Source organism: Streptomyces sp. NPDC005151, from assembly GCF_053599875.1.
The window spans coordinates 1-21,924 of the sequence record NZ_JBSFYR010000096.1; the positions used below are offsets into that span (position 1 = coordinate 1).

The window sequence follows — 21,924 nt, forward strand, 5'->3', positions numbered from 1 at the left end:
GGCAAGGGGCAGATCTTCGTCAAGGGCGAGGTCATCAAGACGGTTCCCGAGTCGAAGATCGTCGAGACGCTCATCGAAGAAGCCCTGAAGATCGCTGAGGACATGGACGACGCGGGGACACCGTCAGGTGTCCCCGCCGTCACCGTGAGCTGAGACAGGACCGGAGAGGGGGCCCGAGCGTGACCATTCTGGAGACCATCCGGGGACCGCACGACCTGAAGGCGCTGAGCGGACCGGAACTCGAAGAACTCGCCGAGGACATCAGGAAGTTCCTGGTCGAGGCGGTGGCCAGGACCGGCGGACATCTGGGGCCCAACCTCGGGGTGGTGGAGCTGTCCATCGCCCTGCACCGGGCCTTCGACTCACCGGTGGACCGCATTCTGTGGGACACCGGGCACCAGAGCTACGTGCACAAACTGCTCACCGGGCGGCAGGACTTCTCCAAGCTGCGCGGCAAGGGCGGCCTGTCCGGCTACCCCTCCCGCGAGGAGTCCGTGCACGACATCATCGAGAACTCGCACGCCTCGACCGTGCTCGGCTGGGCGGACGGCCTGGCCAAGGCGAACGAGGTGCTCGGCCGCCCCGACCACGTCGTCGCCGTCATCGGGGACGGTGCGCTCACCGGCGGCATGGCCTGGGAGGCACTCAACAACATCGCGGCGGCCCGGGACCGGCCGCTCATCATCGTGGTGAACGACAACGAGCGCTCGTACGCCCCGACGATCGGCGGGCTCGCGGACCACCTGGCCACCCTCCGTACCACTGACGGGTACGAGCGCTTCCTGACGTGGGGCAAGGACGTCCTGCAGCGCACCCCGGTCGTCGGACAGCCGCTGTACGGGTCGCTGCACGGCGCGAAGAAGGGGTTCAAGGACACCTTCGCCCCGCAGGGCATGTTCGAGGACCTGGGGCTCAAATACGTCGGTCCGATAGACGGGCACGACATCGCAGCCGTCGAATCCGCACTGAGCCGCGCGAAACGCTTCCACGGCCCGGTGCTGGTGCACTGCCTCACCGAGAAGGGCCGCGGCTACGCGCCCGCACTGCGGGACGAGGCCGACCGGTTCCACACCGTCGGCGCGATGGACCCGCTGACCTGCGCACCGCTCGCCCCGATGGTGAGTCCGTCGTGGACCTCGGTGTTCGGGGACGAGATCGCCGCGATCGGCGCCGAGCGGCCGGATGTCGTCGCCATCACCGCGGCGATGCTGCACCCCGTCGGGCTGACGAAGTTCGCCGAGGCGTTCCCCGAGCGGGTCTGGGACGTCGGGATCGCCGAGCAGCACGCGACGGTCTCCGCGGCGGGGCTCGCCACCGGGGGACTGCACCCGGTCGTCGCCGTCTACGCCACCTTCCTCAACCGCGCCTTCGACCAGCTGCTGATGGACGTCGCCCTGCACCGGTGCGGGGTGACGTTCGTCCTCGACCGGGCCGGGGTCACCGGCCCCGACGGCGCCTCGCACAACGGCATGTGGGACATGTCCGTGCTTCAGGTCGTGCCCGGGCTCCGAATCGCCGCCCCGCGCGACGCCGACCGGCTGCGGGAGGAGCTGCGCGAAGCCGTCACCGTCGACGACGCGCCGACCGTGCTGCGCTTCCCGAAGGAGTCGGTGGGGGAGCCCGTCCCGGCAATCGGCCGGGTCGGTGCCATGGACGTACTGCACCGCGCCGACGACCCCCACGTCCTCATCGTGGCGGTCGGTGTGCTCGCCTCCGTCTGCCTGCGGGCCGCCGACCTGCTCTCGGGCGGCGGCATCCGCTGCACGGTCGTCGACCCGCGCTGGGTGAAGCCGGTCGACGAACAGCTCGCACCGCTCGCCGCACGCCACCGGATGGTCGCCGTGGTCGAGGACAACAGCCGGGCGGGAGGCGTCGGTTCGGCGGTCGGGCAGGCGTTGCGCGACGCCGGTGTCGACGTACCGCTGCGGACCTTCGGTATCCCCGAGCAGTTCCTCGCGCACGGCAAGCGTGCGGAGGTGCTGGCCGACATCGGGCTCACACCGGTCGAGATCGCCGGCCGGATCAGCGGCGCGCTCGCCGCCAAGGATGCGGTCCGGGGGATTGAGGAGAGCGGGGTATGAAGGACGACGGGCCCAAGGGCTTCGATCTGGCGCAGCTCCTGGCGGAACGCGGGGCCGAGCGGTACGAGCTGCACACGAAATACCTCAACCACCAGCTCCCGCGGATGCTGCACACCATCGGCTTCGACAAGGTGTACGAGCGGGCCGAGGGCGCCCACTTCTGGGACGCGGACGGCAACGACTACCTCGACATGCTCGCCGGCTTCGGCGTGATGGGTCTGGGCCGCCACCACCCGGTCGTCCGCAAGGCACTGCACGACGTCATGGACGCCTCGCTCGCCGACCTCACCCGCTTCGACTGCCAGCCGCTGCCCGGACTGCTGGCCGAGAAGCTGCTCACGTACAGTCCGCATCTGGACCGGGTCTTCTTCGGCAACAGCGGTACGGAAGCCGTCGAGACCGCGCTGAAGTTCGCCCGGTACGCCACCGGGAAGCCCCGCATTCTCTACTGCACCCATGCCTTCCACGGCCTGACCGCCGGCTCGCTCTCGGTCAACGGCGAATCGGGCTTCCGGGACGGCTTCGCACCGCTGCTCCCCGACACCGCCGTCGAGCTCGGCGACCTCGACGCACTGCGGCGCGAACTGAGACGGGGCGATGTGGCGGCGCTCGTCGTCGAGCCGATCCAGGGGAAGGGCGTCCACGAGGCGCCGCCCGGCTACCTGCGCGCCGCACAGGAGCTGCTGCACCGGCACAAGGCGCTGCTCATCGCCGATGAGGTGCAGACCGGTCTCGGCAGGACCGGCGACTTCTACGCGTACCAGCACGAGGAAGGCGTCGAACCCGACCTGGTCTGTGTCGCCAAGGCGCTCTCCGGCGGCTATGTGCCGGTCGGGGCGACCCTCGGGAAGGACTGGATCTTCAGGCGCGTCTATTCGTCGATGGACCGGGTTCTGGTCCACTCGGCGAGCTTCGGCTCCAATGCCCAGGCGATGGCGGCGGGGCTCGCGGTCCTGGCGGTGATGGAGGACGAGGAGACCGTCGCGAACGCCCGCCGCACCGGTGATCAGCTGCGCGAGCGGCTCGCCGCGCTCACCGGACGCTACGAACTGCTGCACGAGGTCCGTGGCCGCGGGCTGATGATCGGCATCGAGTTCGGCCGGCCGAGCTCGTTGAAGCTGCGCAGCCGCTGGACCATGCTGCAGGCGGCCCGCAAGGGTCTCTTCGCGCAGATGGTCGTCGTGCCGCTCCTGCAGAAGCACCGGATCCTCACCCAGGTCTCCGGCGACCATCTGGAAGTGATCAAGCTGATTCCGCCGCTGGTCATCGGGGAGCCGGAGGTGGACCGGTTCGTGACCGCGTTCACAGCGGTGATGGATGACGCGCACAGCGGCGGCGGGCTGATGTGGGACTTCGGAAGAACGCTGGTCAAACAGGCCGTCGCCAACCGCTGAGCCCGGGTTTGCCTCAGAGGCAAGACATTTGCCTCTGAGGCAGGATCCTGGCCCAATAGGTATATGAACTCTCCCGATGGAGGGGTGGCCGACGAGCTGCCCGGAGTCGCGCCACGCCTGCGCGAACTGCGCCGCCGCCGTGGTCTGACCCTGGAGGCCGCCGCCCAGCACGCCGGGCTCTCCCCGGCCCATCTGTCCCGGCTCGAAACGGGCCGGAGGCAGCCGTCGCTGCCCATGCTCCTCGGACTTGCCAGGATCTACGGTACGACGGTCTCCGAGCTGCTCGGCGAGATCACCCCCGAACGTGACGCGATCGTCCGCGGTGGCCGGTTCGAGGGGGCCGAGGCCGATGGCTGGATGTACCGGCAGGCCGGCGGATCCGGCCGGGCGATGCAGGCCCTGCGCGTCCGGGTTCCGTACGGGGCCCAGGGCGATCTCGTGCGGGTCCATCCCGGCGAGGAGTGGTTGTACGTCCTTGCCGGGCGGCTGCGGGTGAGTCTCGGCGACACCGTGCACGATCTCGACCCGGGCGACAGCGCCCACTTCGACTCGCTCACCCCGCACCGGATCGCCTCCGTGGACCGCGACGGATCCGAGCTGCTCTTCGTCCACACCCTGTTGCAGAGCCCCGCCGCCGAGCTGTGCCTCGGCAGCGGTACCCACCATCGCTGAGACCGGCCCGGCCGGTCACCAGAGAGGACTGTCATGTCCGATTCAGAGCACTTCGATCCGCTCACCCCGAGGTCCCGGAAGAACTACGAGGCGCAGGAGCGGAAGTTTCCGCGCGGCGTGGTGATCAGGCTGTTCGCCTATCTCGTCGCCGGACACATTTTCGCGGCCTTCCTCTATCTGCTCTTCGCGGTGGCCGGAAAGGGCTGACCTCGGCCGGCGTGCGGTCCGGCTACGCCTCGTCGAGGAGCCGTCCGCGCAGCCGCTCCAGGATCTCCGGAGTCAGCTTCAGGCCCTCGGCGAGATAGCGGTCCGTGCTGCCCCAGGTCTCCTCGATGGTGCTGAAGGCCTGGGCGAGGTACTCGGCGCGGGCGTCGAAGAGCGGGCTGAGCAGTTCCATCACCTCGGGCGACATCCCGGTCGCCGAGGTGTCGGTGCGCCGGACCTTGTACCGGCGGTGCGGATCGTTGGACTTCAGGTAGTCGGCCTCGATGGCCTCGCGCTCGACGCCGACCGCCAGCAGCGAAACCGCGATCGAGAGACCGGCACGGTCCTTGCCGGCCGCGCAGTGCATCAGAGCGGGAACGCTGTCCACGGCCAGGGCGTGCAGCACCTGGCTGTGCTCGGCGGTACGGTCCCTGATGATCGACTTGTACGAGGCGGTCATCCGCGCCGCTCCCTTGCCGTCGGCAAGGACCGAGCGCAGCTGCGCGATGTCGCCGTCGCGGACCATCTGCCAGAACTCGGCGCCGTCGGCCGGGTCGGAGAGCGGAATGTTCACATTCCGCACGCCCGGCAGGTCCACGTCCGGGCCTTCGAGCCTGTGGTCCGCCGCATTGCGGAAGTCGAAGATCGTGTGCAGCCCGAGGCCGCCGAGGAACGCGGCGTCCTCGTCGGTGGCGTGCGCGAGGTGACCGCTGCGGAAGAGCCGTCCGTGCCGCACCCGGCGGCCGTCCAGGGTCGGCAGTCCGCCCACATCGCGGAAGTTGCGCACACCTGCCAGCTCGGGTTCCGTCGACGGGACCTGCGGCACCTGCTGCGTCACGGTGTCTCCTGGAGTGTCTGGCGTCGGCGCGGCTCGCCGGCGAGGTCATTTCCTGCGACGATACGACATTGAATTCTCAGGCCATCATCTCGGCCGTTTCCTGCTGAACACCCCATGGAATTCCCCTCGCACGGGCGTTGCCCGGCCGTCGGCCGGCGGTCGATGATGTGCGGAACTGTGGGAATGCGGGGATGACATGATCGAGACGGGTGACCAGGGTCGGACCTGGCTGCTGACCGGGGCGAGCGGCAGCTACGCGTTGCACCTCACCGGCCGGGACGAACTGCTGCATCTGCACTGGGGGCCGCAGATCTCCCTCGCGGCCGCCGAGGCCCTCGCCGCCGCGCCCGAGCCGCCCTTCCGGGGCTTCGAGTCGCAGCTGGACGGCCGCGAGGAGTACCCGGTCGAGGGCGGCCCCCGCTTCGTTCGGCCCGCTCTCTCCGTACGCACCCCCGAAGTCCGTGGCACCGAATGGGCGTTCGCCGGGGCCGCCGTGGACGGCGATGAACTCCGTATCGCGTTCGCCGACTCCGTGCAGCGGCTCGCGCTCACGCTGCACTACCGGATGCGGGATGACTCCGACGTCATCGAGCGCTGGGCCACCGTCACCCACACCGGTCCGGACGGTCCGCCGCTGGAGCTGCTGCGCGCCGACGCGGCGGCCTGGGCGCTGCCCGCCCGCGACAGCTGGCGGCTGAGCCAGCTGCACGGCCGCTGGGCGGCCGAGACACAGCTCGTACGGTCGGATCTGACGTACGGCGAGAAGGTCCTCTCCAGCAGGCGCGGCCACACCGGACACCAGTTCCTGCCCTGGGTCGCGCTCGACGCGGACGGCGCCGCCACCGAGGAGGAGGGCGAGGTGTACGGCTGCGCGCTCGGCTGGTCCGGCTCGTGGCGGATCGCGGTGCAGCAGCTCCCCGACGGGCTTGTGCAGATCACCGGAGGCGCCGGATACGACGACTCCGGGCTGCTGCGGCTCGCACCGGGGGAGACGTACACCACACCGGTGTTCGCCGGACTGTGGAGCGCCGAAGGGTTCGGCGGGGCGAGCCGGTCCTGGCACGCCTGGCAACTGGCCCATGTCGTCCCGGACGCCGAGAGCCTGCGGCCGGTGCTCTACAACTCCTGGGAGGCGACCGGCTTCGACATCGCGGAGGACCAGCAGCGCGCCCTCGCCGAGCGCGCCGCGGCGATGGGCGTCGAGCTGTTCGTCGTGGACGACGCATGGTTCGGGCAGCGCACCAGCGACCGGGCCGGACTCGGCGACTGGACCCCCAACCCCGAGCGATTCCCCGGCGGGCTGAAGCCGCTCGCCGACGAAGTGCACGGACTCGGCATGCAGTTCGGCATCTGGGTCGAGCCGGAGATGGTGAACGCCGACAGTGATCTGTATCGCGCGCACCCCGACTGGGTGCAGCACTTCCCTGGGCGGACCCGGACCGAATTCCGTCATCAGCTGGTGCTCAATCTGGCCCGGACCGATGTGCAGAACTATCTGTGGGAGCAGCTCGACACGCTGCTCTCCAGCGCCCCGATCGACTATGTGAAATGGGACTTCAACCGCTGCTTCACCGATGCGGGCTGGCCGGGCGAGGACTATCCGCAGAAGCTCTGGATCGCACATGTGGACGCGCTCTACGCGCTGATCGACCGGCTGCGGGCCGCCCACCCCGGCGTCGCCTTCGAGTCCTGCTCGGGCGGCGGTGGCCGGATCGACCTGGAGATCCTCGCCCGTACCGACCAGGTGTGGACCTCCGACAACACCGACCCGCTCGACCGGCTCGCCATCCAGGAGGGCTTCGGGCAGATCCATCCGGCGCGGGTGATGGCCGCCTGGGTCACCGACAGTCCGAATGTCCAGCTCAACAGCAGGGTCAGTTCGCTGCGCTTCCGCTTCGTCAGCGCGATGGCCGGGGTGCTCGGGGTCGGCGGGGATCTCACCGAGTGGAGTGACGAGGAGCTGGCCGAGGCGCGGAGCTGGGTGGATCTCTACAAGGAGATCCGTCCCGCCGTGCAGCACGGCGCGCTGTACCGGCTGCGTGCCCCGCGCGGTGGGCTCAGCGCCGTGCAGTACGTGCACGGCGACGAGGCCGTGGTGCTGATGTGGCTGGAGGCGCAGCGGTACGGGGAGCGGCCGCCGGCCCTGCGGCTGCGCGGGCTCGACCCCGCGGCGACCTACACCGACCTGGACACCGGGGCGGTCCACCACGGTGCCGTGCTGCTGCATCAGGGTCTGCACACCGGGCTGCGGGGGGACCTGGACGCGAAGGTACTGAGGCTCCGACGTGGCGAACGTTCGTGACATGTCCGTATTGCGACTTTTAGTGGAACATGGCCTATTTCTGCGGGAGATGATGCCTTCCTCGTGAGCGGGATCATATCCGTGACGGTGTGTGGTGGCGCCACAGATGGGTATTCCGGACGTCGCGCGGAAAGCCAAGATCCGTAATCCACGGAGGGTGACCGGAATTCCGCGCCGATTTCCCGGCGTGGATTCCCCTGAGTAGTCGATGGCTTGTTTCCGCCGTCCTCGCTCGCCTACGGTCACCCTCAATCCGGACGGACCGCCTAATCCTGCCGCCGCCCGGAATTCGCACCCACTCACGTGTGGCAGGAGCGGGGGAACCAGGTAAGCCGCCGCCCGGAGAGATCCGGCCGGCTCGGGGTGAAGTCGCGAACTGCGACCGGGCATCTCCAGCCCGAACCCGACAGCTCACCTCGTAGGCGCCGGAGAGGAAATTCTTCATGCCCACATCGGGTAAGCACCGCCGTACCAAGTCCAGCACGATCGCCCGTGGCGTCGCCGCCGTCGGCGCCGGTGGGGCCGTCATCGCCCTTCCGCTGCTCGGCGCCACCGGTGCCCACGCCGCGGAGCAGGCCGCGCCCACCGCGCAGTCGGCAGCCACGCACGTCGCCGCCGAGGCCGCGCCGGTCGTGAAGAACAAGGTCGAGACCCGGACGTACTCCGTCGTTGCCGGTGACTACCTGTCGAAGATCGCCGCCGAGCAGCAGGTCAAGGGCGGCTGGCAGCAGCTGTACCAGGACAACCGCGCGGTCGTCGGCGAGAACCCGAGCCTTATCTTCCCGGGCATGAAGCTGACGCTCGGCGGCAAGCCGGCCGACTCCGCCGCGACGACGGACACCACGCAGTCCGCCCCGGCTCCGTCGAAGGCTGCCCCGTCGAAGGCTCCGTCGACCTCCTCGGCCGACAAGTCCGCGTCGCAGTCCAAGGCTTCGGAGTCCGTCAAGACCACCACGTCCTCCGCCTCGGCCGGTCGGAGCAACAGCTCCGGCTACGTCCACCCGGTCCCGGGCAACCACACCACCGCCTACCGTGCCTCCGGCTCCAACTGGTCCAGCGGCAGCCACACGGGTATCGACTTCCCGGTCGCCACCGGCACCAGCGTGAAGGCGATCACCTCCGGCACCGTCGTCACCGCCGGCTGGGGTGGCGCGTACGGCAACCAGGTCGTCATCAAGCACGCCGACGGCCACTACTCGCAGTACGGCCACATGTCCTCGCTCTCCGTCTCGGCGGGCCAGACCGTGACCGCAGGCCAGCAGGTCGGCCTCTCCGGTGCCACCGGCAACGCCACCGGCCCGCACCTGCACTTCGAGGTCCGCACTGGCCCGGCGTACGGGTCGGACATCGACCCGATCGCCTACCTGGCCTCGCACGGGATCCACGTCTGATCCACGGCTGATCCGGTCGGCTCGGTGAAGGGGCGGTGCGCGGCGACGCACCGCCCCTTCACTTACGGCCTCCCCCGCGATAGGGAGTGGGCTCCCGACGCCCTGCGACTCCGCTGGCGGCGTTGTCGTCAGTCGCCGACGCTCCGCGTCGACTCCGTCCTCCGCCTTGCAATCGAAGCCGCATGACGCCGCTCGCTGATCCACTCCCTACCGCGGGGGGCGTTATTCCCCCTTTGCCAAAACCTGACCGGGTGGTCTATCTCACCACCCGTCAACCCCTTATTACGGTCGCGTAGGTCACATTCAGCGGTGCAGGATATGCGCTTGTGGCAGACGATTCGAGAAACAATCAACGTGGCGTCATCAACCGGCAGGGCGCCATCGGGTCGTACGCAGCGATTGGCGACAGCTTCACCGAGGGAGTCGGAGACCCCGGCCCGGACGGAACCTTCGTCGGCTGGGCGGACCGTTTCGCGGTACTTCTCGCGGACCAGCTCCCGGACACCGATGCGGCGACGAGCTCCGAGGGCTCCGCACACGGAAATTTCCGGTACGCCAATCTCGCCGTACGCGGACGCCTCCTCGACCAGATCGTCGAGGAGCAGGTACCGCGCGCCAAGGAGCTCGCACCCGATCTGGTGAGCTTCTGCGCGGGCGGCAACGACATCATCCGGCCCGGCACCGACCCCGACGACGTGGCCGAGCGCTTCGAGCGCGCGGTCGCCGAGCTCACCGACTCGGTCGGCACCGTCCTGGTGACGACCGGCTTCGACACCCGCGGCGTTCCCGTCCTGCGCCATCTGCGCGGCAAGATCGCCACGTACACCGCCCATGTGCGCTCCATCGCCGATCGCTACGACTGCCCGGTCCTCGACCTGTGGTCGCTGAAGTCCGTGCAGGACCGGCGCGCCTGGGACGACGACCGGCTCCACCTGTCGCCCGAGGGACACACCCGGGTCGCGCTGCGCGCCGCCCAGGTCCTCGGCCTCGATGTACCGGCCGACCCCGACCAGGAATGGCCCCCGCAGGCACAGCGCGGCACGCTGGAGGTCCGGCGCGACGACATCCACTGGGCGCGTGAGTACCTGGTTTCGTGGATAGGGCGGCGGCTGCGCGGCGAGTCCTCCGGCGACCACGTCGAGGCGAAGCGGCCGGACCTCCTGCCGCTTTAGACCGACCGGCAAATGGAGGGCGGCGTCGCGGGGCTGGGCACGCACATCTGCCGCGTTGTCGTCAATCACCATGGCTCCGCCATGCCTCAATCCTCCGCCTTGCAGCTGCACGCACCCAGCCCCGCTCCTTCTCCCACCCCCCCATTTGCCGGTCGGTCTTAGAGGAGCCCTCTCTGGCCCCATCTGCCGGACGGGCCGGTTCCCTTTCTGCCTCTCGGGGGCTTCAGGCCTGTCCGGCGACGGGGGACACCGGCAGGAACCGGCGTCCCGAGGGCGCCGGTATGCCCGGGCGCCGGGCCGGTATGCGCTCCAGGACGCCACCCGCGAAGACGTCGTACAACGGCAGTGTCTCCAGATGCACATAGCCGATGTGGCAGTCGCAGACGGCGACCGGACAGGCCCGCGGACCGAGCGCACGCCGGTAGCTGCCGTCGTACAGGTTGCCCAGCTCGGCCGGGACGAAGTGGCAGCGGCGCACCGTGCCGTCGCCGTCCACCGAGATGACGGACTCGCCGGTCCGGCACGGCATGCCTGCCGAGCGGTGCGGGTGACGGCTGTACGGGAAGAGGGGGTCGAGGGCCGTCCAGCGGTCCGCCTCCTCGTCCGTGTAGCTCTGCCCCTCAGCGGCATTGACCCAGAGATAGACCTCCTTGGTGGCGGTGTAGCCGTCGATGATCGCCCGCACTTCCCGCATCTCCACCGCGTAGTCGAAGGAGTAGTGCAGCCGACTGGTGTACGAGCGTGCGCCGCAGCCCAGCCCGATCATGCCGTCCGTCTGGCACGCGTAGTCGGCGGGGCCCTGCTGCGGGGTGTCGGCGCGGCGGAACATCCGCATCGACACCTGCTCGTAGCCGTGGGCGAGGAGATGGTCCCGGCCCGCCCGGTACAGCCACAGCCGCTTCTCGTCCCAGGCCGCGTCCGCCGCTGCTTCGGCGTCGGCGTCGGCGCCGAGCCGGCCCAGGCCGGTCAGCGGGCGCACGTAGAGCGGATAGAGATACAGCTCCTCCGGCTGCCAGGCGAGGGCCGCGTCCAGAGAGGAACACCAGCTGACCTCGGTCTGTCCGTCGATGCCGTAGATCAGGTCGATGTTGAGGACCGGGATGCGTGCGTCCCGGATCCGGCCGAGCGCCGCCTCCACATCGGCGCGGCGCTGGGGACGGACCGCCGCGCGTGCCTCGGCGTCGACGAAGCTCTGTACGCCGATGCTGATCCGGGTCGTCCCGCGGTCGGTGAGGACGGCCAGCCGGTCGGTCGTTGCGGTCGACGGCGAGGTCTCGACCGACAGCGGCACGGACCGCAGGTCGGCGCCCATCCGCTTCTCCGCGATGTCGCAGAGCCGCTCCAGCTCGGCGGCCGTCAGGAAGGTGGGGGTGCCGCCGCCGAACGCCGCCGCGGCGAACCGCACCGGCTCGTCGTCACCCAGTGCGTCGCGGACGGCGGTGGCCTGCCGGTCCAGTGCGTCGAGATAGCGGGTCGTCAGCTCGTCGGGGGCGCCGATCCGGGTGAAGAGGTTGCAGAAACCGCAGCGGACCTCGCAGAACGGTATGTGGAGATACAGCGAGAGCGCGTCCTTGCGCTCTCCCGCCCACAGCTCGCGCAGCGCGGGCCGGCCGGCGGGGTGGCCGGTGAGCGGGCGGTACGCCGTCTTGTGCGGATAGGCGTAGACGTAGCTCTGGTACGGGCGGACGGTGTGCGGACTGGTCATCGTGCGGTGGCCCCCGGTTCCAGGAAGAAGTGCGCGTACGGAACGGTCCAGACGGACTCGTGGCCGAGCCGGTGACCGGTGTAGCCGTCGTCCCCGTACGCCGTGCCGTGGTCGGAGCAGACGATGGCGAAGCAGCGGCGGCGGCTGCTCGCGGCGGCAAGGAGCCGGCCGATGTGTGCGTCGATGTACTCCAGGGCTGCGGCGTGCGTGGCGCGGGAGTCACCCGACTCGCGGGTGGCGCCCGGCTGGTGGAACCAGTTGGGCTGGTGCAGCGCCGACACGTTGACGAAGAGGAACAGCCGTTGTTCGGCGGGAAGTCCGGCGACGATCTGTTCGGCCCGCGCCACCTGGGCCTCGAAGGAGGTGGGTGACGCGACGCCGAACTCGGGTTCCCAGTGGCTCTCCTGGAACATGGCCGGCAGCACGGAACCGAGCGGGCCCTGCCGGTTGAAGAAGCCGACGCCTCCGATGCACACCGTGTGGTAACCGGCCCCGGCAAGAGCGGACACCAGATCGGGGGTGTCGAAGACGAAGGTCCGGGAAGCGGTGGTCTCACTGCCCGCGAAGCGTGCCGCGAACAGCCGGGGGTGCGGGCCCGGGGTGGCGGGCGTCGGCAGGAATCCCGCGAAGATCGCCTGGTGCGAGGCATAGGTGAAGCTGCCCGGGGCATGCCGCTTCTCCCAGATGTCGCCCGGGAGATGGCGGGCCAGGTGCGGGATGCGCCCGGCGGCGGCCAGCTCCGCCGCCACGTCGTAGCGCAGGGTGTCGAGGGTGATGAGCAGCAGATCGTGACTGCCCACGATCTCGCTCATGTCCGGATTCCCGGCGTGTTCCGAGGGAGGGGCGTCCGCGTCGCGGATGGCGGCGACGGCTTGTCCGGTGTCAGGCGGTGGCGCTTGCACGGTGGTTCCTTGCTCTGTTCAGTACGGCGACGACCTGCGTCGCATAGGTGTCCAGGCCCTCGAAGCCGCTGCCGGGCAGCCCGGTCAGGCGTGGCAGCAGGTCGCCGAAGGCGTTGACCTCGCCGACGGCGAACCGCCGCCAGCCGGTCGCGGGCAGCAGATCGACGGCCACACACAGCGTGTCCGGGAAGCAGGCAGCGGCGCGCTCGCACACGGCCAGGGCCTCGGCCCAGCTGCCGCCCGCCGCCTCCACGGCCGCGCGGACCTCGTCGAGGCTTCCGCGCTCGCCGCCGAGGTGAAGATTGGTCATGGGGGAGTGGCTGGTCCGTACGACGGTATGGGTGGCGCGGCCCGCCACCACCAGGACCCGCAGGTCGGCCGAGCGTCCTCCCTGCGATGCCTTGGGCAGCCAGCGCTCGATGTGCAGCCCGTCCGGTGCGAGCGCGTCGACGATCGCCGCCACCTCGCGCTCCGTCGTACAGCGGCGCACCCGCAGCGAGTTGAAGAGCCGTCCGGACGTGTCACGCTCCACCGACGTGGTCGCCCGCACCCGGCCGGGACCTGCCGTTTCCACGGCCAGCACCCCCGAGGCGGACGAGCCGTGCGCGAGCTTCACGAAGGCCCGTGGCATCCGGTGCTGAGCCATCCGTTCGCGCACATCCGCCCAGTCGCGCACCACGGGCGCCGCAGCGCCGGAGGTCGGCGAAGCCGGTACAGGGACCCCGGCGCCGTCCAGCACGGCATGGCACAGCCGCTTGTCGAACAGCACCGCGACATCGCCCGGGGCGTCGAGCAGTACCGCTCCGGCCGCGTCGGCCGCCCGCGCGACCGTCCGCACCGCTCCGGTGAACCGGGTGTACCAGAGGGCGGTGCCCTCAACCCTCGTCGGATCGTCCACCGACCGCAGCAACCGCTCGACCTCGGCGTCCTCACCGGGCGAGTCCATCCGTACGGTCTCGCCCGGCCGGAAAACGGCCTTGCCGCCCAGTACGTCCAGCCAGGGCACCACACGCGCGGCCGGCAGCCCGGCGTCGCGTACGGCGTCCCGGAAGAGGGTGACCCGGCGGTTGCCGGGAACTCCCACGACGGCGAAGCGCACCGCCGGGCCGCCCGCCCTACTCGGTGACTGCGACATAGCGCTCGCCGTCTTCTTCCGGATCCCAGTACTCCACCTCGTTCGGTTCGCCGTTCACCCGGTCGGCACCGAGCAGTCCTTCGAGGCGGTCCACCAAGGGGGCACTGATGTAGTGGTGGTGCAGATCCAGCGAGGTCAGGTGGGTGAGCGGCTGGCCCGCGAGCAGCGCCTCGGCTCCGAGGTCCCCGAGGGTGCCCATCGCCAGGGAGAGCGACTCCAGCTGGGCGACAGCCGGGGCGGACGCCACCGCGGCCGCGATCTCGTCCTGGATCTCACTGTTCTGCAGACCCAGATGGCGCAGGTTCGGGAACGCGGCACCGGAGAGCAGCGGCGCAAGGTCCTCGACCGTCGCGTCCCCGCCGTACTCGGCGACGCCGAGCCAGAGTTCGAGGTGCTCCAGCGCGGGCAGCTCCGATGCACCGACCGCCCGTACGACGGCCGACGGAAGCCCGCCGGACTCGAACCGCAGCGAGGTGAGCGCCTCGTGCCGCAAAGGCCGCAGATCAAGGGTCTGCCGGCCGGCAATCGGCTCACCGCAGCCGCGCACCGTCAGCTCCCGCAGCTGTCCGAACGCCTCGAGCACCGGGGTGATGTCGGCCATCTCCAGCCATGAGAGCTCGCACTCCTCGCTGACGACATCGGCGAGGAAGAGCGCCCGCAGGGAAGGGAACCGGTCCGCGTGACCCGCCAGCAGGTCGACGACGGGGGCGAACGGCTCGTACTCCTCCTGCCACCACGGACCGATCAGCAGGGCCCGTACGTGGGTGGTGTCGACCGTGTCGAGAAAGTGCTGCCACAGGGTGGCGAACGTCAGACTGCCCTGCCAGGCGCTCTCCAGCCGCCAGGCGACCGCGTCCGCCGCCGGAAGTGGACCGGTGCGCGGCATGCCGGGGCCGGGCAGCGTGAGGACCGGCAGGCCGTGGAACGTCTCGGGATGGTCGATGTCAGTCATGGTGAGTCACTCCGAAACCGTGGTGTAGCGGCCCTCGGCCCCGCGGTCGCCCCATGGTTCCTTGCGTTCGGACACATCGACCCGCACCCCGTGCGGTTCCAGCGCCTCCTTGATCCGGCGCTCCATCGGCGCGGTGAGGAAGTGATGGTGCAGATCGAGCCGTTCGAGATGGGTCAGCGGCTGGCCGTCGAGCAGCGCGGCCGCGCCCTCGTCGCCCAGCGTCCCGTGCGACAGATCGAGGGTGCGCAGCTGGGCGACGACGGGGGCGCCCGCGACGGCCGTCGCGATCTCGTTCTGCACCTCGCTGTTGCGCAGACCGAGGTGGTGCAGGCGGGGGAAGCGCGAGCCGGAGAGCAGCGGGGCCAGGTCCGCGACATCGGCGTCGCCGCCGTACTCGGAGACGCCGAGCCAGAGATCGAGCCGCTCCAGCGCGGGCAGCTCGCTGTCCAGAATGCCGCGGATCACTCCTGCCGGCAGCCCGCCCGTCTCGATGGCCAGCGAACGCAGCCGCTCGTGCTTCGACGGGGAGAACTCCAGGTCCGTGCCGCCGCGCACGCCCAGTTCCAGCAGGCCGGGGAAGGCCCTCAGCAGCGCGGTGACGTCGGACTGCTCGATCCAGGAGATCTCGTTCTCCTCGGCCGTCATGTCGCCGACGAAGACGGCTTCCAGCGAGGTCAGCCGGTCGGCGGCGGCGATCACGAGATCGATCGGGTAGGACGACGTCTCCTCGTACGACTCGCCCCACTGACCGATGATCAGGGCCCGCACGCCCGCAGGGTCGACAGCAGCGAGAAATGCCTGGAACGCCTGCTCCCAGGTCATCTCGGACTCGTCGTCGTACGGGTCGACCGCGATACGCCAGGCCGCGGCGTCGGCGGCCTGCGCCGGGGCTTCGTTCGTCGCGTGCCGGAAGTCGACGGCCGGCAGGCCGCGCAACTCGTGCAGATGATCCACACCGGACATGACCCTGAGCTCCTGAGACTGGGGGACGGCTGGTGTCCGCAAGGTTTATCAAGCCCCACTGACAATGCGGCGGGCGGGGGAGCGGTTGTGACCGATTGTCAGACCCTGCCCTTAGCGTTTTCTCCAGGGTCGGCACAGCGGGTGCCACCCTGGAGGGGAGACGTCTGTGTACCGGCAGGGCGATGTACTGATCGTGTCGTTGGACGAGTCCGAGGTGCCCGCACACCTGGCGGACGCGCCGGGGGAGCCGCGGGACGCCCGCGGGCGGATGGTCCTCGCGCTGGGCGAGGTCACCGGTCATGCGCATGCGGTCCAAGGGCCCGGCCGGCTGATGCGCGAGGCGGGCGCCTTCGGCCCGATGCTGCTCCATCTCCCCGACGGCGGGCGGGTGGTGCACGAGGAGCATGCGGCGATACCGCTGTCGAAGGGCTGGTACCGCGTCGTGCGCCAGCGGGAGTACGCACCGGGTGCGGTCCGCATCGTCGCGGACTGAGCCGGCCGGGCCGGGCGGGCAGCGCGCGACGGAGCGGACAGGCACCGGGCGGCACGGCGAACACGCCGGACAGGCAGAACAGCAGAGATCCAAGAGAGTGAACAGGGGACGGGGACAACCGATGCAGTACGTGGACTCATGGCGGGCCGTGGCAGCGGCGACCGGTGCGGCGGACCGGGGAGCGGCCGAGGACGGGGTCCGCCTCGCCTACCGCAGCGCGGGACTGGCCGAGCCGGAGCAGATTGTCTGGGCCGACTCGCCGAAGGCGGCCGTCGAGGCGGTCGAGAAGCTCGTCGACGCAGGCCGCTCGGTGCGCGACGAGGTGCGGACCCGCCCGTGGGCGGAGGAACGGCGCCGGATGCACGACGAGTTGGGCCCGGCAGGCTGGTCCTCCCTCTGGTCGGCCACGGGCGCTCAGCTCTGGGAGACCACGGCCGCGCTCGCCGAGCGGATACGGACCGGTGTCGTCGCGGCCCTCGCCCAGAGCCCCGAGGACGAGTCGGATGTACGCCTGGTGCTGCTCGACGCGGTCCTCGGCCAGCACGACGCGGCGTGGCTCGCCGCGTTCGACGGCCGCGGGGACCGCCTCGGCGGCCTGGCGGAGGTGGCCAGGCACGCGGGCTGGTGGTGGCCGTACGAGCGCACCGTGGTGATCAGCGAACGCCCGGAGACGCTCCATCGCGACGAGGCGGGCCGGCTCGACCGCGGGGACGGCCCTGCCCTCTCGTACCGCGACGGGTTCGCGCTGTACGCCTGGCGCGGCATGCCCGTTCCCGCCGAGTTCCTCGCGGAACTGACGGCCCTGACCCCCGAGCGGATACGCGAGGAGGAGAACGCGGAGCTGCGCCGCGTCATGCTGGAGTTCTACGGCTTCGACCGCTACCTCACCGAGTCGGGCGCCGAGCCGGTGCACCGGGACGAGACGGGCATCCTGTGGCGGATCGCACTGGACGGCGACGAGGACGTGGTGATGGTCGAGGTGGTCAACTCCACCCCGGAGCCCGACGGGACCCATCGCACGTACTGGCTGCGGGTACCGCCCTCGACCAGGACCGCGAAGGACGGCGTCGCCTGGACCTTCGGCCTGGACGGAGAGGCGTACGCGCCTCTGCGCCAGACCTGATCGGCCGACAGGGCGGAAGGAAGCGAAGGATGCGGAGTGTCCGGCCGGGTCAGGCCGTCAGCGCCGCGTGGTCGATGCCCAGTTCACGGGCGAGCGCCTCGTCGGTCCACGCCAGCATCGTGGCCCGGGAGAGCGGACCGGCGTACGACGTCATCTGGACGGCCAGACCGTCCAGCAGGGCGGTCAGTCGCCAGGCCACGGACATCGGGTCGTCGCAGTGGAACTCACCCGCGGCGGCGCCCTCTTCGATGACCTCGGCCAGCTCCGCCTTCCACTGCTGGTCGAGATCACCGGCCACATTGCGCAGCGCCGGGTCCCGGAGCGAGGCTGCCCAGCCCTCGATCCACAGCCGCCAGCCCTTGGCCTGCCCGGTCGGTGCGTACCAGCGGACGGCGGCGCGCAACCGCCGTACCGCACTCGTGCGGCGGCTCAGGAGTTTGCGCAGATGGGCGAGGTCCGCCTCGGCCGCATGCGCGAAGGCGGCCGCGACCAGCTTCTCCTTCGTCGAGAAGTGGTAGAGCACCAGGGCGTTGCTCACGCCGAGCACGGAGGCCACATCGGCGATCCGTACCGCCGCGACACCTCGTACCTCGATCTGTTCGACGGCAGCGCGGAGCAGCTCCTCGCGTCGTTCCGCCACGCTCAACCGCACTCTTGCCACGGCGTCACCCTAACCAATGCGCCGGTCCCGGACAGGTCGGGGGCGGGACCGCATCCGGCCCCGCCCCCTGCTCACCACCTGTCACCTCAAGGCTCCGGTGCCGGTCAGCACCAGGTATCGGCGCAGCCGGAGTTGTACGCGTCGATCAGGGTCTCCGTCAGCGAGGCACCTGAGGTGTCCGTGACGGCGGTGCGCAGGTCGACCTTTGCGGTGCCCACCGCGGGCACCGTCACCTTCCACCTGCCGTCGGCCGTACGCGCCGCCGTGGCCTGCTTCCAGTCGGTGCCGTCCGTCGCGTACCAGACCTTCAACGACGCGATGGGAAGCGCCCGCTGACTTCCCTGTGCGGTCAGGCCGACCGTGTAGTCGAGCGGCTTGCCCGCGTCCGCCGCGTTCTCGCCGGTCAGCGGCAGCCGGTAGTCGAGGTCCAGCAGCCGGGCGGCGGCAGCGGACTTCTCGTGGCCGGAGCGGAACCGCCACTCGCTGGTCACCTGAGACCCGAGCATCCATGTCACCGGATCCGGTGACGTGCGGGTGGCATCGACGGTCAGCCGGTACCAGCTGTCCTTGCGCGGCAGATCGAACGTGGCGCGGCCCGGTGCGCCGTTGCGGGCCAGCACCTTCCCGCCGTCGTCCGCCAGGACCGTGCTGCCGGTGTCCGCCACCGGCGCCGTCTCGGCCCGGTGCCCGGCCGCGTCCGAGAACACCGGGAGCGCCACATTCAGCTTGTCGCCGTCCCGGGTGATCTGCGCAGCACCGGCCTGCTTGCCGAGCGCCGGGTTGAAGGGCGCGGACATCCAGTCGTCCCGGTAGTCACCGCCCGCGCGGTACACGGTCGGCGCGCTGACCAGCGTCCCCAACGGGTAGACCCGGTCGGCGACGTCGTACTGATAATGGAACGTCGCCGTCGTCCACGCGACGTCCGGGGTGTAGTAGAGCGTCTGCTCCGACGGCGGCCGGTAGCGGGTCGACTGCTGGAAGAGCGTCAGCCCGTGCCAGGTCGTCCAGGCGTACATGCCCTTGGGGTCGGACGGGTAGCCGTGCGTGCGCTGCACCGTCGTCACCTTGGCCAGACTCGACCGCCGGTCGAACCAGTCGGCCCCCGCCGGGACCCTGCCGTCGACCGAGTGGTGCAGGAAGTAGGCGTCCGCCGAGCTGTTGATGCCGTCGAGCGTCAGCGTCAGCGGCCCGTCGGCCAGCCGGGCCCGCAGGGCGGGCAGACTGGCCGTGTCCAGCCTGAGTATTGGTGTCGGCTTGTAGACCGAGAGACCGTAACCCACGTACACGATGGCGGCCGTGCCCGCGTCCGTCAGCTTCTGGTAGAGCGCGTTGTTGAACGTGGTCTGGCTGGTGGCCGGTGTCCACAGGACGATCTTGCCCTTGAGGTCCATGGCCGCCGGGTCGGTGTCCGCCCCGGTGCCGATGTCGACGACCTCGCCGGTGGCCGTACCCAGCCAGCTGTAGATGCTGTACTGCGAGAGCAGCAGTTTCAGCGCGTCGGCCGAGGAGCCGGGCTCATGCGCGTCGACCTCCCGCTGCTGCCAGCTCAGCCCGCCGAAGAAGGTGAGCCCGTCCAGCGTCCCACCGGTGGTGGGCACCGCTTCCACGCGGTACTGACCGGCGGAGCTCGGTGCGACCAGCCCGGTGTCCCCGGTATCCGTGCCGGAACCGACCCGTGACGCGATCCCGGTCGCCGACTGCAGCGACACCCGGGCGGACCCGTCGTCGACACCGATCCTGACGGGCTCTGCGCCCTTGGTGTCCAGTGCGAGGGTGCTGTTCCGGTCGAGCGTCACCCGGTGGGCGAAATGGATCGCCGCGGTCCCGACGACGGTGTTGCCCACCGTGTCGTACTCCCAGGTGTGCCCCAGGACCCGGTAACTGCCGCGCGGCAGCGTCACCGTCCTCGGCTTGGTGCCGTCCAGCCCGATCAGCTGGGACGCGCCCGTCCTCTCGTTCTGCAGGACCGCGCCCGTCGAGGTGCGCTCGGCGCCCTCGCGCGGTGCGGGAGCGGCCAGGGTGAGGGTGTACGTCTCCGGATCGGCCTCGACGGAAACGGGCACCGTCGCCCTGCCGCGCCCCGGCCAGGTCGCGGTGACCGCTCCGCTGTACGTCGTCCCCGCCTCGGCCTGTGCCGGATCGAGGACGACCTCCGTGACCGCGGACGACCGGGCGGGCACGGTCACGGTCTCCGCGCCCACCCGGATCGCCCGGCCGGGCCCGGCGGACAGCCGCAGCTTCACGGGCTTGTCCGTGGTGTTCGTCCAGGTCACGTCGTGGCTCTGCGGTGCGGCGGAGGCGTTCGGGTACGTGGCGTGGGCGGCCAGCGCGGTGGGTTCGGCGACCACCGTGGTGTCCAGTGCGGCCGGTACGTCGGTGAGACCGGCGCCCGTGTCGCTCACCGTCGCACCCGCCACCGGGGCGGCGCTGCCGACCAGTGCCGACTTCAGCTGCGCCCCCGTCCAGTCGGGGTGGCGCTGGGCCAGCAGGGCTGCGGCTCCCGCGACATGCGGGCTGGCCATCGACGTACCGGAGAGCGAGGCGTACTGCTCGGTGACGGCCGCGTCGTCCAGCGTGCCGGCGGCGCGGGCGGCCACGATGGCGCTGCCCGGTGCGGAGATCTCGGGCTTGACCGCGGGCCTGCCCTGGCGCGGTCCGCGTGAGGAGAACGCCGACATCTCACCGGACTTGGTGACCGAGCCGACCGTCAGCGCGGCATCGGCGGCGCCCGGCGCGCTGATCGTATGGTCGCCGCTGTTGCCCGCGGCGATCACGAAGAGCGTGCCGTGCTCGGCGGAGAGCCGGTCGACCGCGGCGGACAACGGGTCGGTGCCGTCGGAGGCCCGGTTCGACCCGAGGCTCATGTTGACGATCCGGGCGTCCTGGTCCACGGCCCACTGCATGCCGGCGAGGATCCAGGAGTCGTAGCCGTAGCCGTCGTTGCCGAGGACCTTGCCCTCGACGAGCTCCGCGCCCGGCGCGACACCCGCGTACCGGCCCCCGGAGGCGGCACCGGATCCGGCGATGATCGAGGAGACATGGGTGCCGTGACCCTGCAGGTCCTGGACGTCGCCGTCCTCGGTGAAGTCCTGCGAGGCGGTGACGGCATTCTTCAGGTCCGGGTGGGTGCGGTCGTAGCCGGTGTCGAGGACCGCGACCTTGGTACCCCTGCCGGTGATTCCGGCGCGGTGAGCCGTGTCCGCGCCGATCTGCGGTACGGACCGGTCGAGCGTCGCCCGTACCCTGCCGTCGAGCCAGACCTTCCCGATGCCCTCACTGCGGGCCCCGGACGCCGTGCCGAGCTGCTTCCACACGGTGCCGGCCGACTTCTTCGGCACGCTCAGCGCCGTGGTGCGTGCGGTGCGGAAGGCCGCGGCGACGCGGGCACCCTTCGGCGCGTCGGGGCTCGCGGCGGACGGCGTGTCGCCGCCGACCAGGACCCGCAGGGTGTCGGTGCTGCTGTCGGCGTAGCCCGAGGCGACCAGCTCGGTCACGTCGAACAGCCGTTGGTCGACGCGGCCCTGCGCGATCTGTCCGACGGCGTCGATCGGCACCGCGTACTCGTGGGCGTCCGCCCGGAACCGCGTGAAACCCATGCCCTCGCGGCCGGAGCCCGGCACGATCGAGCTGATCTGCACGGCGTTCCCGCTGCCGGAGTACGTCACCACGTCGCCGGTCAGCAGCGTGACGGTGCGGGCCGCGCCACCCGCGGCCGGGGACGCGGCCGGGTCGGCGAAGGCGGGGGCGTTGTCGGCGGCGGCAGGGAGTGATCCACCGGTAAGGGCGGCGGCGAGCGCTGTGGCGCAGGCCGCTGCCCATCTGGTCCGTCTCATTCTCACCTCGTGAACTCGTGTGTTCCCAGGGGGTGGCGAGGCGAGAATGTCAGGAACATGGCGGCATAGGGCCGGTCGGTGCTGGCGGGAAGCTGCCATGGCA

General features: G+C 70.7%; 17 protein-coding genes, 1 pseudogene and 1 riboswitch. Of the genes and pseudogenes, 10 read left to right on the top strand and 8 right to left on the bottom strand.

The window, feature by feature from the left end; genetic code table 11:
* The 5 genes and pseudogenes from ACWD6R_RS33400 to ACWD6R_RS33420 form a co-directional block, all read left to right on the top strand.
* A pseudogene (locus ACWD6R_RS33400) lies at window positions 1-153 on the top strand (flavodoxin-dependent (E)-4-hydroxy-3-methylbut-2-enyl-diphosphate synthase); the annotation flags it as partial.
* 26 nt (window positions 154-179) lie between these two features.
* Entirely contained in the window at window positions 180-2,081 is a 1,902-nt protein-coding gene (gene dxs, locus ACWD6R_RS33405) for a 1-deoxy-D-xylulose-5-phosphate synthase (protein ID WP_451822139.1), read from the top strand.
* Window positions 2,078-3,475 carry an aspartate aminotransferase family protein gene (locus ACWD6R_RS33410; RefSeq protein ID WP_451822140.1) on the top strand — a complete coding sequence of 466 codons (1,398 nt, stop codon included), beginning with the start codon at window positions 2,078-2,080 and terminating at the stop codon, window positions 3,473-3,475. Before dxs ends, ACWD6R_RS33410 begins: the two co-directional genes overlap by 4 nt.
* Window positions 3,476-3,538: 63 nt before the next feature.
* Entirely contained in the window at window positions 3,539-4,147 is a 609-nt protein-coding gene (locus tag ACWD6R_RS33415) for a helix-turn-helix domain-containing protein (protein WP_451822141.1), read from the top strand.
* Window positions 4,148-4,180: 33 nt separating this feature from the next.
* A complete protein-coding gene (locus tag ACWD6R_RS33420; protein WP_451822142.1) occupies window positions 4,181-4,354 on the top strand; it encodes a DUF6126 family protein in 174 nt (57 codons plus the stop codon).
* Window positions 4,355-4,376: 22 nt separating this feature from the next.
* Here the strand turns inward: ACWD6R_RS33420 and ACWD6R_RS33425 are convergent, their stop codons facing one another.
* Window positions 4,377-5,189 (bottom strand): tyrosine-protein phosphatase, encoded by an 813-nt coding sequence (locus ACWD6R_RS33425; protein ID WP_451822143.1) that lies wholly within the window; start codon window positions 5,187-5,189, stop codon window positions 4,377-4,379.
* 196 nt (window positions 5,190-5,385) lie between these two features.
* On the opposite strand from ACWD6R_RS33425, the gene ACWD6R_RS33430 reads away from it, so the two are divergent.
* The 3 genes from ACWD6R_RS33430 to ACWD6R_RS33440 all read left to right on the top strand — a co-directional run bounded on the left by ACWD6R_RS33430 (window position 5,386) and on the right by ACWD6R_RS33440 (window position 10,054).
* Window positions 5,386-7,491, top strand: a complete 2,106-nt coding sequence (locus tag ACWD6R_RS33430) for an alpha-galactosidase (RefSeq protein WP_451822144.1) — start codon at window positions 5,386-5,388, stop codon at window positions 7,489-7,491.
* A 282-nt stretch (window positions 7,492-7,773) separates the two neighbouring features.
* Window positions 7,774-7,931: riboswitch (cyclic di-AMP (ydaO/yuaA leader) on the top strand.
* A gap of 3 nt (window positions 7,932-7,934) precedes the next feature.
* Window positions 7,935-8,882: a M23 family metallopeptidase gene (locus ACWD6R_RS33435; RefSeq protein ID WP_451822145.1), complete on the top strand. Its 948-nt coding sequence runs from the start codon at window positions 7,935-7,937 to the stop codon at window positions 8,880-8,882.
* 326 nt (window positions 8,883-9,208) lie between these two features.
* A complete protein-coding gene (locus tag ACWD6R_RS33440; RefSeq protein ID WP_451822146.1) occupies window positions 9,209-10,054 on the top strand; it encodes an SGNH/GDSL hydrolase family protein in 846 nt (281 codons plus the stop codon).
* Window positions 10,055-10,277: 223 nt separating this feature from the next.
* Here ACWD6R_RS33440 and ACWD6R_RS33445 read toward each other — a convergent pair whose 3' ends face one another.
* The 5 genes from ACWD6R_RS33445 to ACWD6R_RS33465 form a co-directional block, all read right to left on the bottom strand.
* Window positions 10,278-11,759, bottom strand: a complete 1,482-nt coding sequence (locus tag ACWD6R_RS33445; protein ID WP_451822147.1) for an STM4012 family radical SAM protein — start codon at window positions 11,757-11,759, stop codon at window positions 10,278-10,280.
* A complete protein-coding gene (locus ACWD6R_RS33450) occupies window positions 11,756-12,571 on the bottom strand; it encodes an STM4013/SEN3800 family hydrolase (protein ID WP_451822148.1) in 816 nt (271 codons plus the stop codon). The genes ACWD6R_RS33445 and ACWD6R_RS33450 overlap by 4 nt, the downstream gene beginning before the upstream one ends.
* A gap of 70 nt (window positions 12,572-12,641) precedes the next feature.
* Window positions 12,642-13,796 (bottom strand): STM4014 family protein, encoded by a 1,155-nt coding sequence (locus ACWD6R_RS33455; protein ID WP_451822149.1) that lies wholly within the window; start codon window positions 13,794-13,796, stop codon window positions 12,642-12,644.
* Window positions 13,777-14,748 (bottom strand): STM4015 family protein, encoded by a 972-nt coding sequence (locus ACWD6R_RS33460; protein WP_451822150.1) that lies wholly within the window; start codon window positions 14,746-14,748, stop codon window positions 13,777-13,779. Before ACWD6R_RS33460 ends, ACWD6R_RS33455 begins: the two co-directional genes overlap by 20 nt.
* A gap of 6 nt (window positions 14,749-14,754) precedes the next feature.
* Window positions 14,755-15,711 (bottom strand): STM4015 family protein, encoded by a 957-nt coding sequence (locus ACWD6R_RS33465; RefSeq protein ID WP_451822151.1) that lies wholly within the window; start codon window positions 15,709-15,711, stop codon window positions 14,755-14,757.
* Between the two features lie 166 nt (window positions 15,712-15,877).
* On the opposite strand from ACWD6R_RS33465, the gene ACWD6R_RS33470 reads away from it, so the two are divergent.
* Window positions 15,878-16,204 carry a hypothetical protein gene (locus tag ACWD6R_RS33470; RefSeq protein WP_406423402.1) on the top strand — a complete coding sequence of 109 codons (327 nt, stop codon included), beginning with the start codon at window positions 15,878-15,880 and terminating at the stop codon, window positions 16,202-16,204.
* Window positions 16,205-16,325: 121 nt separating this feature from the next.
* Window positions 16,326-17,327 carry a DUF6745 domain-containing protein gene (locus tag ACWD6R_RS33475; protein ID WP_451822152.1) on the top strand — a complete coding sequence of 334 codons (1,002 nt, stop codon included), beginning with the start codon at window positions 16,326-16,328 and terminating at the stop codon, window positions 17,325-17,327.
* 49 nt (window positions 17,328-17,376) lie between these two features.
* On the opposite strand, the gene ACWD6R_RS33480 is transcribed toward ACWD6R_RS33475, so the two are convergent.
* Both ACWD6R_RS33480 and ACWD6R_RS33485 read right to left on the bottom strand, forming a co-directional pair.
* Window positions 17,377-17,988: a TetR/AcrR family transcriptional regulator gene (locus ACWD6R_RS33480; protein WP_451822153.1), complete on the bottom strand. Its 612-nt coding sequence runs from the start codon at window positions 17,986-17,988 to the stop codon at window positions 17,377-17,379.
* Window positions 17,989-18,092: 104 nt separating this feature from the next.
* Window positions 18,093-21,821, bottom strand: coding sequence for a S8 family serine peptidase (locus ACWD6R_RS33485; RefSeq protein WP_451822154.1), 3,729 nt, complete (start codon window positions 21,819-21,821; stop codon window positions 18,093-18,095).
* Window positions 21,822-21,924 lie beyond the last annotated feature (103 nt).

Bases quoted from the DNA above. Each gene is read 5' to 3' on its own strand.
- ACWD6R_RS33455 (WP_451822149.1), bottom strand. From the start codon at position 13,796: ATGTCGCAGTCACCGAGTAGGGCGGGCGGCCCGGCGGTGCGCTTCGCC.
- ACWD6R_RS33450 (WP_451822148.1), bottom strand. From the start codon at position 12,571: ATGAGCGAGATCGTGGGCAGTCACGATCTGCTGCTCATCACCCTCGAC.
- ACWD6R_RS33430 (WP_451822144.1), top strand. From the start codon at position 5,386: ATGATCGAGACGGGTGACCAGGGTCGGACCTGGCTGCTGACCGGGGCG.
- ACWD6R_RS33460 (WP_451822150.1), bottom strand. From the start codon at position 14,748: ATGACTGACATCGACCATCCCGAGACGTTCCACGGCCTGCCGGTCCTC.
- ACWD6R_RS33475 (WP_451822152.1), top strand. From the start codon at position 16,326: ATGCAGTACGTGGACTCATGGCGGGCCGTGGCAGCGGCGACCGGTGCG.
- ACWD6R_RS33445 (WP_451822147.1), bottom strand. From the start codon at position 11,759: ATGACCAGTCCGCACACCGTCCGCCCGTACCAGAGCTACGTCTACGCC.
- ACWD6R_RS33485 (WP_451822154.1), bottom strand. From the start codon at position 21,821: ATGAGACGGACCAGATGGGCAGCGGCCTGCGCCACAGCGCTCGCCGCC.
- ACWD6R_RS33420 (WP_451822142.1), top strand. From the start codon at position 4,181: ATGTCCGATTCAGAGCACTTCGATCCGCTCACCCCGAGGTCCCGGAAG.
- ACWD6R_RS33415 (WP_451822141.1), top strand. From the start codon at position 3,539: ATGAACTCTCCCGATGGAGGGGTGGCCGACGAGCTGCCCGGAGTCGCG.
- ACWD6R_RS33410 (WP_451822140.1), top strand. From the start codon at position 2,078: ATGAAGGACGACGGGCCCAAGGGCTTCGATCTGGCGCAGCTCCTGGCG.
- ACWD6R_RS33465 (WP_451822151.1), bottom strand. From the start codon at position 15,711: ATGTCCGGTGTGGATCATCTGCACGAGTTGCGCGGCCTGCCGGCCGTC.
- ACWD6R_RS33435 (WP_451822145.1), top strand. From the start codon at position 7,935: ATGCCCACATCGGGTAAGCACCGCCGTACCAAGTCCAGCACGATCGCC.